Origin of the sequence: Micromonospora sp. Llam0 (genome assembly GCF_003751085.1) — a bacterium.
Classification (GTDB): Bacteria; Actinomycetota; Actinomycetes; order Mycobacteriales; family Micromonosporaceae; genus Micromonospora_E.
In genome coordinates this window covers 1,093,716-1,106,854 of record NZ_RJJY01000002.1, presented here as the reverse complement: position 1 = coordinate 1,106,854, position 13,139 = coordinate 1,093,716, and the positions used below count along the sequence as shown (strand labels likewise).

Below are 13,139 nucleotides of genomic sequence, written 5' to 3'. Positions count from 1 at the left end.
CATGCAGCGTGTCCGTCGCCTGGCGTCGATCACCGTCATTGCCCTGGTCGGGGTCGCCGCACTGTCCGCCTGCCGGTCGCAGCCCGGGGTCGCCGCCTACGTCGGCGACGAGCAGTACACCGAGGAGCAGGTGACCAGCGTCATCGACGACCTGAGCGACCGGCTCGGCGAGCAGGCCGGCCAGCAGGGTGCCCCGCCGCCGCCGACCCGGCAGCAGGTGGTCAGTGCCCTGGTGCTCGCCGACGTCTGCGCCCAGCTCGACGTGCCGGGTGGTGCGCAGCCGATCTCCCCGGAGCAGTACGCCCAGCAGTTCGGCCTGCCGCCCGACTCGGAGTACGTGCGGGCGGCGGCGCAGGCCTGGACCTGCGTCACCGGCCTGCAGGCCGGCGGCCAGGTGCAGCCGACCCAGGAGGAGCTGTTCGACCTGGTCGACCGGGGCCGGGCCGCCGGGGTGATCCCGGACGACGTCGCCGACGAGGAGGCCGCTGGTCAACTCGACGGTGAGCAGTTGCGGTCCGCGCTGGCCGCCCGCGACGCGATCGCCGAGGCGGTCGCCGAGCAGGACGTCACGGTCAACCCGCGGTACCGCCCGCTGGAGTTCCCGGTGCTCAGCTTCCAGGCACCTCAGGGCAACGTGATCGCGGTCGGCATCCCGCTGGGCGACGGCGACTCGGGTACGGTCTCCGAACGGCAGTGACCGCCCGGATCGTCCTGCTGGTCACCTCGCCCCGGCTGCCGGCCGGGCTGCTGACGGCGCAAGCCTGGGACACCGTACGCCGGTTTCCGGTCTTCGCTGGCGCGGACAGTGAGCTGGCCACGGCGATCCGTGTCGCCGGCGGCTCGGTAACCGTGCCGGCACCGGAGTCGGAGTCGGAGCCCGCTGAGGAGACGCTACTGGCGGCGGCCGCCGAGCACGGTACCGCGGTCTGGCTGGCCGGTCCGGCCGGCGACGAGGACCTGGCCCGCCGGCTGGGGCTGCGGCTGGCCCGCGAGCCCGGCCTGGCCGAGCTGGAGCTGATGTACGGCTCCTGGGATCCGCCCGGTGCCAGGCTGCTCGACGCGGTCGAGGTCATGGACCGGCTCGTCTCGCCCGGCGGCGACCCGTGGAAGCGGCAGCAGACCCACGACTCGCTGGCGCGGTATCTGCTGGAGGAGAGCTACGAGGCGCACGACGCGATCGCCGCCGGTGACCTGACGGCGCTGCGCGACGAGCTGGGTGACGTGCTGCTGCAGGTGGTGCTGCATGCCAGACTCGCCCAGGAGTTGCCGGACGGCGAACGCTGGGACGTCGACGACGTGGCCGGTGGCCTGGTGGCGAAGATGATCCGCCGCAACCCGCACGTCTTCGCCGGCGCGCAGGTCGATGGCATCGACGACATCGTCGACAACTGGGAGCAGATCAAGGCCGCCGAACGGGCCGCGTCGGGCGCCGCCTCCGGCGTGGGCGACGGCCCGTCACCGATGGACGGGATCGTGCTGGCCCAGCCGGCGCTGTCGCTGGCCGACAAGGTGCTGCAGCGGGCCGGGCGCGCCGGGGTCGACGTACCGCTGCCGGAGCCGGACGCGGCCGTGAACCCGCAGCCGGGTGGCGCGGCGGACCTGGATCCGGGTGGCGCGGCGGAGCCGTCGGCGCGGCTCGGCGCGCAACTGCTCGCGCTGGTCGCGCAGGCCCGCGCCGACGGTCTGGACGCCGAGGGCGCGTTACGCCGCGCCACCCTCGCGTACGCCGCCGCCGTCCGCACCGCCGCCGGCTGACGGCCCGGACGGCTCTGACGGCCCGGACGAGTCGGCCGGCTCGGGCCGCAGTCGGATGCCGATCAGTTCCAGGGTGAGGAACGTGACGACGCCGAAGAAGAGCGCGATGTCGGCGACGTTGCCGATGAACCAGTCGAAGTACGCGATGAAGTCGACGACGTGGCCCTGCCCGAACGACGGCTCCCGGAACAGCCGGTCCAGCAGGTGGGTGAACGCCCCGCCGAGGACCAGGCCGAGGGCGGTCGCCCAGGCCCGGGAGCGGGCCCGCCACGCGAACCAGGCGGTCACGCCGACACCGATCGCGGCGGCGATCGTGAAGATCCAGGTGGTGTTCTCACCGAAGGAGAACGCGGCACCCGGGTTGTAGATCAACTGGATGCCGAGGGCGTCGCCGACCAGCGGGGTCCGCTCGCCCCGGGTCAGCGTCGCCTCCGCCCACATCTTCGTCAGCTGGTCGACGACGAGCACCGTGGCTGCGATGCCGAAGGCGAGCCAGGGGGCACGGCCGGTCCACCGCTGCTGCCGAGGCGCGGACACCGGTGTGCTGGAGTCGGTCGGTTCGTGGGCGGTCTCGTCGGTGCCGGCCTGCTCGCTCATGGTCGGTGATTCTTCCACCGCTGTCCGGCAGCCCACAGCCGCGTCGACCGCTGTGACCGGGCATCAGACTCAACCGGTACCCCCGATCAGGGAGGCCGGTCGCACCAAACGCCCAGGGTCTCCTTGATCCACTTCGCGTCAACGGACAGCACTACGGCGTGTCGCGTTGCAGGACCGAAGTGGATCAAGCATCGGGCCGCAACGCCGCAGGCGTCTCCCGCGGCACCGGTAGTCGGGACGAATAGCCTATAAGCAGATATCTGGCAGAAAGTTCTGCGACAATATCGGACAAAGTCTCCGATTGTCGAGGGCCTGTGGTGTCGCAGGGGTGGTTGTGGTCGTTCGTGGTGCTCGCTGTCGGAACCGCGTTGTGGTTCGCCCGCTGGAGTCGCGAGCCGAAGGGCCTCCCGGTCACGGCGTACCTGCTCGCGGCCGCCATCCTGATCTGGTCCGCTATCTGGCACGCCGTGATGGCGCTCGGCGGCGCACACACCAAGGTCGGTGACCATGACGTGCACTGGGGTCACTACGCCGACTGGATCGTCACCGCGCCGCTGCTGGGCTACTCCCTGGTGCTTACCGGGACGTACGCCCTGGCCAGCAAGCGGTTGGACCTGGTGGCGGTCCTGACCGTGGCCAGTGTCCCCATGATCGTCTGTGGCACGCTCGCCGACCTGGCTCACGAACCGACTACGCGATACACGGTCTACGGCGTCGGCGTCGGCGTGGTCAACCTCGTAGTCATCTGGGGGCCGCTGCGGATGACCGCGGCGCGGCAGCCCGCCCCGATGGCGGCACACTTCATCCTGGTGGCCCGGCTGCTGACCGCATTGTGGCTCGGCTTCACACTGGTCTGGTTGCTGGGACCGTCCGGCCTCGGCATCCTCGACGAACTAACCACGACAGTTGTGTTCGTCGTCCTGTCGGCGCTGATGAAGGTCGCCTGGAGCGCGGTCGATCTGGGCCGGCTGCGGCTGCTCGCCGATCGTGACCAGTTGCTTGTGGCCTGAGCGTCAGCCGGACACCGGACAGTGGCTGCTGCGCCGCGCCGGGCGGTTTTCCGCGCTGGCACTGGTCGCGGTGCTGCTGCTGGACCTGCTCGCGCTGAGACCCGCCGGGCCGGCCAGCCACTCGCCGCTGCCGCTGCCGCTGCTGGCGGGTCTGCTGATCGGCCTCCCGCACGGTGCCGTCGATCACCTGGTGCCGGCCTGGCTGTCGGTGCCATCCCGTGGCTGGCGACCACGGGCGGGCCTGCTGGCCGGGTACGTCGGCGCTGCCGGGTTTGGCTGGTGGATATGCCACACCGCCTCCGGCCCGATGCTCATCGCGTTCCTGGCGCTCACGATCGGGCACTTCGGCGCAGGTGACGAATCGTTTCACCGGCAACGGGACGGACGTGGCACACCGGTTCGGCCGTACGCCGTGCTCGCCTACGGCGCGCCGCCGGTGCTGCTACCGTTGGCGCTCTGGCGCGACCAGGTGGATCCGCTGCTGGAGAGCATCGACTCCGGTGCGGCGGACCTGCTGACCACCGAGCTCTGCGGCGCGGCTGTCGCGCTCGCCGGCGCGGCGATGGTCGTCACCGCGATGGACGACCTGCGAGCCGGCCGCCGAGGTGACGCCGCCTACCTCGGGTTGCTCGTCGCCGTGTTCGCGCTGGTGCCGCCCGCGCTGGCGTTCGCAACGTACTTCGCTGCTGGCCACTCGGTGCGACACGTGGCTCGGCTATTGTGCGCGGACCCCGCCAATGCCGTCGCGTTGAGTGCCGGCCGGCTGGGTCCTCCGCTGCTCCGGTTCGCGGCACAGGCGGCGATCCCCGTCGGGGTCGTGCTGGTTGTGCTGGTTCCGATCACCGTCTCGACCACGCCGGACGCGGCGGTGTCCACCGGCTTCGCGGTGCTGGCCGGGCTCACCGCACCGCACGCCATGCTGGTGTTCTGGCTCGACCGGCGCGCCGCCGCCGACTCGCCGGGCGAGGTGCGGTCCGGTAGTCCCGGCTGCTCGCCGGGTTGATCGACGCATAGCGTCGGTGGCATGGCCTAGGGTCGGTGCCATGGCGTCGTTCGTACCTCTGGCTGAACGCATCATCGACGCGCTGCTGGCCAGCGACCCCGCCCTGGCGTCGTCGGCCGGTGACCACCGCCACGACGACCGGCTGCCGGACCTGTCGGTCGACGGGGTAGCCGCGACCGCGACGATGCTGCTGGATGCCACCAACGCGCTCGCCGAGGTCGACGCGGACGTGCTGTCCACTCAGGAGCGGGTGGATCACGCGATCCTGTCGGCCATGGTCGACCGGCGGCTGTTCGAGTTGACCGAGGTGCGCGCCCGGGAGTGGAATCCGCTGGTCTACAACCCGGGGCCGCTGCTGCACGGGCTGATCGCTCGCCCGTTCGCGCCGGCCGCGCAGCGGCTGACCAGCCTGGCCGGGCGGCTCGGTGCCGTACCGGACGTGCTGGCCACCGCCCGCGAGACGCTGCGCGGCGTGCCGGCGATTCACGCCGAGACCGCCGCCGGCCAGTTCGCCGGCACCGCCGCGCTGGTTCGCGAGCAGGTGCCGGGGCTGCTGGCCGAGGAGCCGGGGCTGCGGGACCAGGTCGAGCCGCTGGCGGCCGAGGCGGCGTACGCGTTGGACGAGTTCGCTGGCTGGCTGCGCGACAGTCGGGAGCGCGACGTCGACCGGCGGGATCCGCAGCTGGGTCGGCGGCTGTGGGAGGCCCAGCTGTGGCACACCCTGGACACCGAGCTGACCGCCGCCGACGTGCTGGACCGGGCCTGGGCGAATCTGGAGCGGGTGACCGGCGAGATCCGGGCGGCGGCGGCCGAGCTGACCGGTGGGCCGGCCACCGATGACACGGTACGCACCGCGCTGGCCCGGTTGGCCGCCGAGCATCCGGACGACTCGTCCATCGTGTCGCTGGCGCAGACCGCGATGCGGGAGACCAGTGAGTTCGTCGCCGCCCACGATCTGGTGTCGATGGTGGACGACCGGTGCGTGATCCAGGAGATGCCGGAGTTCGCCCGGGGCGTCGCGGTGGCCTACTGCGACCCGCCCGGGGTGCTGGAGCGGGCCGACGTGCCGACGTTCTACTGCATCGCGCCGACGCCGACGGACTGGCCGGCCGAGCGGGTCGAGTCGTTCTACCGCGAGTACAACGACCACATGGTGCGTAACCTGACCGTGCACGAGGCGATGCCGGGGCACTTCCTGCAGTTGGCGCACGCCCGTCGGTTCCTCGGCACCACCCGGGTGCGGCCGGTCGGCCGGTCCGGGCCGTTCGTGGAGGGCTGGGCGGTGTACGCCGAGGAGATGATGGTCGACGCCGGTTTCGGTGGCCTGCCGGTACGGCTGCAGCAGTTGAAGATGCAGTTGCGGATGACCATCAACGCGATCCTGGACCAGTTGACGCACTGCGCGGAGCTGTCGCAGGCCGAGGCGATGGCGTTGATGACCGGTCGGGGTTTCCAGGAGGAGGGCGAAGCGGCCGGCAAATGGCGTCGGGCGCTGCTGACCTTCACCCAGCTCTCCACGTACTTCGTGGGCTATGCGGAGGTGGCGCAGGTGGCGGCGGCGCGGCCGACCGGCGTACCGGCCCGGCAGTGGCACGACGCGATGCTGGCGCACGGCTCCCCGCCGCCGCGGCACCTGCCGGCGCTACTGCCGGTCTGACCGGGCCGCTGAGGCCCGGCCTTGCTGGGCTGCTGAGGCCCGACCGCCCCGCTGGTGTTCGATCAGCCAGCGGGAGATCGAGTACGTCGCCGGCAGCTCGGCCGGCAGGTCGTCCAGGGCGAACCACCGGGCCTCGGCGATCTCCCGGCCGTCGACGACCGGTTCGGCGTCCGGCGCGGCGCGGGCGGTGAACCCGGCGAGCACCACGCCGGGGCCGGACATCGCCCACGGCTGGCTGCCGAAGTAGTCCACCTCGTGCACGTCGAGGCCGACCTCCTCGGCGACCTCGCGGTGCACCGCCTCCTCCAGCGTCTCGCCGGCCTCGACGAACCCGGCGACCAGGGCCCAGACAGCGGTCGGCCCGTAGGTGTGCCGGACCAGCAGCAACTCGTCACCGTCGGGGCCGGGGCTGCGGGTGATCGCAGCCAGCACGGCGGGGGAGAGCTGCATCGGTACGTACAGGTCACAGCCGGGGCAGCGGCGGGCGTGCTCGCCGGGCACCTCGGCCAGCTCGGTGGCGCAGGCTCCGCAGAACCGGTGGGTACGCCGCCAGGTGATCACCTGCAGGGCGCGTCCGGCGAGCGCGGCGAGTGGCTCACCCAGCTCGCCGGCCATCGCCGGCCAGCTCCGCCAGCCGCCGAGCTGGTCGTCGACGGCGGGCAGGCCGGCCGCCCACACCCGGGTGCCGTCCAGGCTGCCCAGCGGCACCCACTCGGTGCCGGCCGGTAGATCGGCCACCGACGGTAGTCCGCCGTCGGCGCCGACCAGCAGTCGGCGGCCGGCCACCACCAGACACGGATCGGCCGGAGCGGCACCCTGGCCCACCCGGGCGTCGGGTACGAATCTGCTGGGCGGGGCCGGATCGCTGGGCGGGGCCGGATCGGGCACCGACGGCCCGTTACGCCGGGCCGGGTCGACGGTCGACGGACCGGGCCCCGCGGGGGAGCGTGAAGGCGGTCTCGTCGGCAGTGTCACTGTACCGGCTTATCGCGAATTCGACGGCCTGTCCATCGACCACCCCGGTGAAGCTGCCCAGCGCGCCTTCGGTGGTGACACACACGTCGAACCGGGACGCCGCCGCCCCCTGCACCTGGCTGACCTGCACACAGCTGGCGTGCCGGCCGGCGATCGTGGTGTCGTTCTGGCTCACCACGGCCGCCGGATCCAGCGCGGTGGCGTTGAGTAGCGTGATCACCACCGGTGGGGTCACCAGGCCGCCGGCGTTGGCGTCGGTGAACAGCTCCGGATCTGGTTGGGTGGAAGGGGACGGCCCGCTGGTCAGGGTGCAGACCGGCGGGGAATCGTCGGTGTCACACTCGGTGGTGGTCTCGCCGGTGACGATCAGCTTGCCGCCCGGGTAGACGTACGCCGTACGTTGCGGGGTCTGCGCCTGCACGATGCTGGCACTGGCCCCGCCGACCAGTTGGTACTCGGCCGAGTAGGTCAACGCCCTGGCTCCGTCGAGTCGGGCGGCCAGCTCGTTGACCAGGTCGGCCGGCTCGATGGTCTGCCCGGCGTCGGCGATGGTCTGGCAGCCGGCGACCAACAGCAGCGTGCCGGCGGCGGTGGCCGCAGCGGCGCGGCGGAACCGGTTCTCCGTTGCACGCATGGTGACAGGGTGACCGATCCTGTCCACCCGCCGCAAACCGATTGCCATCAATGTCAGTAAATGGGATCGATGCCGGATCCGGGTGGTTCCCGACGTGTACATCCCGCGTTTCGGAAGCCAGCGCCCGCAGCGTCACCGTCGCCCGATACGCTGCCACCGGAACGGTCGGCCGCACCGTCGCGGCCTTGCGGGACTTGATCACGAGGAGCGACACAGTGGCTACCATCGAGGGAATCGTCGCCAGGGAGATTCTCGATTCGCGCGGCAATCCGACCGTCGAGGTCGAAATCGGGCTCGACGACGGCACCATCGCCCGCGCCGCGGTGCCGTCCGGCGCGTCCACCGGGGCCTTCGAGGCGATCGAGCTGCGCGACGGCGACACGAACCGCTACTCCGGCAAGGGTGTCGAGCAGGCGGTGGCCAACATCGAGGAGCGCATCGTCGACCAGCTGGTCGGTTTCGAGGCGAGCGAGCAGCGGCTGATCGACCAGAAGATGCTGGATCTGGACGGCACCGCGGACAAGTCCGGGCTGGGCGCCAACGCCATTCTCGGCGTTTCCCTGGCGGTCGCGAAGGCCGCCGCGAACAGCGCCGAGCTGAGCCTCTTCCGGTACCTCGGCGGGCCGAACGCCCACCTGCTGCCGGTGCCGATGATGAACATCCTCAACGGCGGCGCACACGCCGACTCCAACGTCGACGTGCAGGAGTTCATGATCGCCCCGATCGGCGCGCCGACCTTCCGGGAGGCGTTGCGCTGCGGTGCCGAGGTCTACCACAAGCTCAAGTCGGTGCTGAAGAAGAAGGGCCTGGCCACCGGCCTCGGCGACGAGGGCGGCTTCGCCCCGGACCTGCCCACCAACGCCGCCGCGCTGGACCTGATCGCCGAGGCGGTCGGCGCCGCCGGCTACCAGCTCGGCACCGACATCGTGCTGGCGCTCGACGTCGCCGCCACCGAGTTCCACCGCGACGGCGCGTACGTCTTCGAAGGCGCCGGCAAGACCTCCGACGAGATGGTCGCCTACTACACCAAGCTGGTCGGCGAGTACCCGATCGTGTCCATCGAGGACCCGCTGGGCGAGGACGACTGGGCCGGCTGGTCGGCGATGACCGCCGCGCTCGGCGACCGGATCCAGATCGTCGGCGACGACCTGTTCGTCACCAACCCGGAGCGGATCGCCCGGGGCATCGCCGAGCAGGCGGCGAACGCCGTCCTGGTCAAGGTCAACCAGATCGGCTCGCTGACCGAGACGTTCGACGCGGTCGAGCTGTCCCACCGCAGCAACTTCCGCTGCATGATGAGCCACCGGTCCGGCGAGACCGAGGACACCACGATCGCCGACCTCGCGGTGGCCACCGGCTGCGGTCAGATCAAGACCGGCGCGCCGGCCCGCTCCGAGCGGGTGGCCAAGTACAACCAGCTGCTACGGATCGAGGAGGAGCTGGCCGACGCGGCGCGCTACGCCGGGGCCGGCGCGTTCCCGAGGTACCGTTCCGCCTAGCGTCCCGCCGGTTCGACCGGCCCGGTCCTGGCGACCGGGTCCGGTCCGGCCGGTCCCGGCGCGCCGGCGGTTCGACCAGCCGCCGGCGCACCGCGACCGGTCCCGCACAGCCAACCGCCCGGGGAGGGGTGTGACGACGGTGCCGCAACGGCGCACACCGAGTGGTCAGGGCCCGGCCCGCCGGCCGGGCCAGCCCGGCCGGTCCGGCTCGCGCGGGCCACTGCGACTCGCCGGCCGGGACACCGGCCAGGACGGCGGGTCCCGGGCCGACCAGCGCGGCAGACCGACCCGGTCGGCCGGTGCCGACCGGTCCGCCCCGCCCCGCTCCAGCGCGCCCCGGTCCGCTGCGGGCCGCTCCGGTGACCCAGGTCGCCCGGCCAGCCGGCCGGCGGCCGGCCGCCGAGTGCCCGGCGGCCCGGTCAAGCGGACCACCGCGCCGCAGCCCAACCGGTTCACCGGCCGGGCCACCGTGCTGTTGGTGGTGCTGGTCGCCCTGGCGCTGGCGTACACCTATCCGGTGCGGGTCTACCTGGCCCAGCAGTCCGACATCGCCCGCATCGAGCAGGCTCAGCAGGCCCAGCGCGAGCGGATCGCCGAGCTCAACGCGCAGGCCGAGCGCTGGCAGGACCCGGACTTCATCCGGATCGAAGCGAAGCGCCGGTTCTACATGGTCTACCCGGGCGAGGTTCCGCTGCTGGTGCTGCACGATCCGGACGGTGCCGCCCGCGACTCGGGCGAGCCGGTCGAGCCGGCTGGCGAGCGCGACGGCCCAGCCGGCCCGTGGTACGACACGCTCTGGTCGAGCGTGCAGGCCGCCGACGCGGAGGGCATCTCTCGGTGAGCGAATCGGTGCACGAATCGGTGAGCGAAGCAGCCGACGAACGCGATCTCGCGGCGGTCGCCGCGCAGCTCGGCCGGCCGCCGCGCGGCACCCGGGCGGTCGCTCACCGCTGTCCGTGCCAACTGCCCGACGTGGTCGAGACGGTGCCCCGGCTCGCCGACGGCACGCCCTTCCCGACCCTGTTCTATCTCACCTGCCCTCGGGCGACGTCGGCCTGCAGCCGGCTCGAATCGGCCGGACTGATGCGCGAGTACGCCGCCGAGCTGGCCGAGGATCCCGAGTTCGCCGCCGACTACCGGGCGGCACACGAGGACTACCTGACCCGGCGGGAGGCGATCGGCCACGTCCCGGAGATCGCCGGCGTGTCGGCCGGCGGTATGCCGGGCCGGGTCAAGTGTCTGCACGTCCACCTGGGTCACGCACTCGCCGTCGGCCCGGGCGTCAACCCGATCGGCGACCGGGTGCGGGAGCTGATCGGCCCCTGGTGGGCCGGCGGCCCCTGCGTACCGCCGCCGCCGGAGTCGGACTAGGTGACCGGCGTGACGGATCCCGGATCCGACGCCGAGCTGGTCGTCCGGCGGGCCCGGACCCGCGACGTACGGGGCATCCGACGGCTGATCGACCTGTACAGCCCGGACCGTCGGCTGCTCAGCAAGGCCACGGTCACCCTGTTCGAGGACGTCCAGGAGTTCTGGGTCGCCGAGCGGCCGGCGGACGGGACGATCGTCGGCTGCGGCGCGCTGCATGTGATGTGGGAGGACCTGGCGGAGATCCGTACCGTCGCGGTCGACCCGCAGTGCCGGGGCCGGCGGATCGGGCACCGGATCGTGACGGAGCTGCTCGCCGTCGCCCGTCAGCTGGGCGTGGCCCGGGTGTTCGTGCTCACCTTCGAGACGAAGTTCTTCGCCAGCTTCGGCTTCGTCGAGATCGACGGGGCTCCGGTGCCGGCCCAGGTCTACGAGCAACTGCTGCGTTCGTACGACGAAGGCGTCGCCGAGTTCCTCGGGTTGGAGCGGGTAAAACCGAACACGCTCGGCAACACCCGGATGCTGCTGCACCTGCGCTGACGAGCACCGCACCCGCACCCCCGCGCCCGACGGCGTCGGCGGCCGACGCCGACGGCCCGGCAGCGGCTCCGGACCCGGTACGGTGTCCGGTGTGGCGACGCGGGTGGCGGGCATCGACTGTGGCACCAACGCGGTCCGGTTGCTGATCGCGGACCTGCCGGACCTGCCGGATCCGCTGCAGCCGGCAGACTCCGGGACCGGGACCGGGACCGGGACCGGGACCGGGAACGGCCTGGCCACGGAAGCCGGCTCGCCGGCCGGGTCGGCCGCCGCACCGCTGACCGACGTGGTCCGCCGGATGGAGATCGTCCGGCTCGGGGAAGGCGTCGACCGGACCCGCCGGCTCGCCCCGGCGGCCATCGAACGGACCCGGCAGGCCCTCACCGGGTACGCCGCCGAACTGGCCGCGCACGGCGTCGAGCGGGTGCGGATGTGCGCCACCTCGGCCAGCCGCGACGCCGACAACGCCGACGAGTTCGTGGCGATGGTGCAGGCCACCCTCGGAGTGACCCCGGAGGTGGTGACCGGCGACGAGGAGGCCCGGCTCACCTTCGCCGGGGCGGTCGGTGGGCTGGCGGCCACCGCGTCGGCACCGTACCTGGTGGTTGACATCGGCGGCGGGTCCAGTGAGTTCGTTGTCGGCGCAGACACCGTGCACCGGGCGGTGTCGGTGGACGTCGGCTGCGTACGGATGACCGAGCGGCACCTGCGTGCCGATCCGCCGACCCCCGCCCAGATCGCCGCCGCCGAACGTGACATCGCGGCGGCGGTCGACCGGGCGCTGTCGGTGGTGACGGGTCCGGACCGGTCCGGACCGCCGCCGACGCTGGTCGGGCTCGCCGGGTCGGTGACCACGGTGGCCGGGATCGCGCTGCGGCTGGACAGCTACCGGGCGGACCGGCTGCACCACGCCCGGATCAGCTATGACCAGGTGGCCGAGGTGACCGCCGACCTGCTAGCCATGCCGGTCGGGCAGCGGCTGCGGATCCCGGTGATGCACCCGGGCCGGGCCGACGTGATCGCCGCCGGTGCCCTGGTGCTGCGGATCGTCATGGAACGCGCCGACGTGTCGTCGGTGGTGGCCAGTGAGCACGACATCCTGGACGGGATCTGCCTGAGCCTGACGGGATCTGCCTGAGTTTGCGGTGACCGGCAGACGTACCGCAGCTCACCAAGAGGCGTACGCCACCCTCCGCTTGCCTTCCCCGGCCCCACGGCGCGTGTCAGGCTACCCGGACACGTGCCCCACTGCGCGCCAGCCAACGATGACTGACCGACAGGAGGACCCCCATGGGCGAGATGGTGAGCTACCGCAGCAACGGCGGGACCAGCGAGGGATACCTGGCCCTGCCGCCGGCACCCGGGGAGGGCGGCGCGGTGGGCGCCGCACCTGCGGTCATCGTGATCCAGGAGTGGTGGGGGCTGGTGCCGCACATCGCCGCGGTCGCCGACCGGCTCGCCGAGGCGGGGTTCGTGGCCCTCGCCCCCGACCTCTACCACGGCGTACAGGCGACCGAGCCGGACGACGCCCGCCGGCTGCTGATGGGCCTGGCGATGGACCAGGCGGCCGAGGACATCGCGGGCGCTGCCGAGTACCTCGCCGGCCGGGCCGAGTCGGCGGGCGACACCGTCGGTACGGTCGGCTTCTGCGCCGGCGGCAGCCTGGCGCTCTGGTCGGCCACGCTGACCGGGCGGATCGTCGCCACCGCCGGGTTCTACCCGGCGCTGCCGTGGGAGCGGATGCGTCCGGACTGGGCGGGCTACGCCGGCAAGTCGGCGATGATTCACTGTTCGGAGCAGGACGGCACCTCCGCCGCCGACGGAATCCAGCAGGCCAAGGGCTACATCGAGGCGGCCGGCGGCGGTTGCGTGGTCTACGACTACCCTGGCACCCGGCACGCGTTCTTCAATGACGACCGGCCGGAGTCGTACGACGACGACGCGTCGACGCGTGCCTGGGCGCGGACCTTGGAGATGTTCCGGACCCGACTCGGTTGACGCCGCAGCCGGCCGGTCCCGGTCTCGCGGTGCGTCGTCCGCTGGCCGACCGACGTCGGAAGGAGCCGTGGTGACCGGTACCGCAGCCGACGAGACCAGCGCG

At 72.5% G+C, this 13,139-nt stretch carries 14 protein-coding genes; 11 read left to right on the top strand and 3 right to left on the bottom strand.

All coding sequences use genetic code 11. The features are described 5' to 3' along the window. Window position 1: 1 nt before the first annotated feature. Window positions 2-697: a hypothetical protein gene (locus EDC02_RS32375; protein ID WP_123606020.1), complete on the top strand. Its 696-nt coding sequence runs from the start codon at window positions 2-4 to the stop codon at window positions 695-697. Beyond that, complete coding sequence (locus EDC02_RS32370; protein WP_123606019.1) at window positions 694-1,755, top strand: MazG family protein; 1,062 nt, start codon at window positions 694-696, stop codon at window positions 1,753-1,755. The genes EDC02_RS32375 and EDC02_RS32370 overlap by 4 nt, the downstream gene beginning before the upstream one ends. Here the strand turns inward: EDC02_RS32370 and EDC02_RS32365 are convergent. Next, on the bottom strand, window positions 1,702-2,352 hold the full coding sequence (locus EDC02_RS32365; protein ID WP_123606018.1) for a signal peptidase II: 651 nt from the start codon (window positions 2,350-2,352) through the stop codon (window positions 1,702-1,704). The two genes, EDC02_RS32370 and EDC02_RS32365, sit on opposite strands and share 54 nt — an antisense overlap. Window positions 2,353-2,669: 317 nt before the next feature. Here EDC02_RS32365 and EDC02_RS32360 point away from each other — a divergent pair, with 317 nt between their 5' ends. The 3 genes from EDC02_RS32360 to EDC02_RS32350 are packed head-to-tail and all read left to right on the top strand — an operon-like array spanning window position 2,670 to window position 6,022. Then, the gene (locus EDC02_RS32360; protein ID WP_158632393.1) at window positions 2,670-3,362 is read left to right on the top strand and encodes a bacteriorhodopsin; all 693 of its coding nucleotides are present in this window, start codon (window positions 2,670-2,672) and stop codon (window positions 3,360-3,362) included. Continuing rightward, window positions 3,352-4,365 carry a Brp/Blh family beta-carotene 15,15'-dioxygenase gene (locus EDC02_RS32355; RefSeq protein ID WP_158632392.1) on the top strand — a complete coding sequence of 338 codons (1,014 nt, stop codon included), beginning with the start codon at window positions 3,352-3,354 and terminating at the stop codon, window positions 4,363-4,365. The genes EDC02_RS32360 and EDC02_RS32355 overlap by 11 nt, the downstream gene beginning before the upstream one ends. Before the next feature lie 40 nt (window positions 4,366-4,405). Beyond that, window positions 4,406-6,022 (top strand): DUF885 domain-containing protein, encoded by a 1,617-nt coding sequence (locus tag EDC02_RS32350; protein WP_123606015.1) that lies wholly within the window; start codon window positions 4,406-4,408, stop codon window positions 6,020-6,022. Here EDC02_RS32350 and nudC read toward each other — a convergent pair. Both nudC and EDC02_RS32340 read right to left on the bottom strand, forming a co-directional pair. Next, a complete protein-coding gene (gene nudC, locus EDC02_RS32345) occupies window positions 6,008-6,910 on the bottom strand; it encodes an NAD(+) diphosphatase (protein WP_233606557.1) in 903 nt (300 codons plus the stop codon). The genes EDC02_RS32350 and nudC overlap by 15 nt on opposite strands. Before the next feature lie 10 nt (window positions 6,911-6,920). Then, window positions 6,921-7,631, bottom strand: a complete 711-nt coding sequence (locus EDC02_RS32340) for a hypothetical protein (RefSeq protein ID WP_123607314.1) — start codon at window positions 7,629-7,631, stop codon at window positions 6,921-6,923. Window positions 7,632-7,846: 215 nt separating this feature from the next. Between EDC02_RS32340 and eno the strand changes: the two genes are divergently transcribed. From eno to EDC02_RS32310, 6 genes are all read left to right on the top strand, one after another. Beyond that, complete coding sequence (gene eno, locus EDC02_RS32335) at window positions 7,847-9,130, top strand: phosphopyruvate hydratase (protein ID WP_123606014.1); 1,284 nt, start codon at window positions 7,847-7,849, stop codon at window positions 9,128-9,130. 139 nt (window positions 9,131-9,269) lie between these two features. Then, entirely contained in the window at window positions 9,270-9,971 is a 702-nt protein-coding gene (locus EDC02_RS32330; protein WP_123607313.1) for a septum formation initiator family protein, read from the top strand. After that, complete coding sequence (locus EDC02_RS32325) at window positions 9,968-10,501, top strand: DUF501 domain-containing protein (protein ID WP_123606013.1); 534 nt, start codon at window positions 9,968-9,970, stop codon at window positions 10,499-10,501. Before EDC02_RS32330 ends, EDC02_RS32325 begins: the two co-directional genes overlap by 4 nt. A 9-nt stretch (window positions 10,502-10,510) precedes the next feature. Then, on the top strand, window positions 10,511-11,038 hold the full coding sequence (locus EDC02_RS32320) for an amino-acid N-acetyltransferase (RefSeq protein ID WP_123607312.1): 528 nt from the start codon (window positions 10,511-10,513) through the stop codon (window positions 11,036-11,038). A 103-nt stretch (window positions 11,039-11,141) separates the two neighbouring features. Further along, window positions 11,142-12,176: a Ppx/GppA phosphatase family protein gene (locus EDC02_RS32315; protein WP_123607311.1), complete on the top strand. Its 1,035-nt coding sequence runs from the start codon at window positions 11,142-11,144 to the stop codon at window positions 12,174-12,176. Between the two features lie 152 nt (window positions 12,177-12,328). Further along, window positions 12,329-13,036 carry a dienelactone hydrolase family protein gene (locus tag EDC02_RS32310; RefSeq protein WP_123606012.1) on the top strand — a complete coding sequence of 236 codons (708 nt, stop codon included), beginning with the start codon at window positions 12,329-12,331 and terminating at the stop codon, window positions 13,034-13,036. Window positions 13,037-13,139: the final 103 nt, after the last annotated feature.

Excerpts from the sequence above, each read along its gene's own strand:
- EDC02_RS32375 (WP_123606020.1), top strand. The coding sequence starts at position 2 with ATGCAGCGTGTCCGTCGCCTGGCGTCGATCACCGTCATTGCCCTGGTC.
- EDC02_RS32365 (WP_123606018.1), bottom strand. The coding sequence starts at position 2,352 with ATGAGCGAGCAGGCCGGCACCGACGAGACCGCCCACGAACCGACCGAC.
- EDC02_RS32350 (WP_123606015.1), top strand. The coding sequence starts at position 4,406 with ATGGCGTCGTTCGTACCTCTGGCTGAACGCATCATCGACGCGCTGCTG.
- EDC02_RS32340 (WP_123607314.1), bottom strand. The coding sequence starts at position 7,631 with ATGCGTGCAACGGAGAACCGGTTCCGCCGCGCCGCTGCGGCCACCGCC.
- EDC02_RS32310 (WP_123606012.1), top strand. The coding sequence starts at position 12,329 with ATGGGCGAGATGGTGAGCTACCGCAGCAACGGCGGGACCAGCGAGGGA.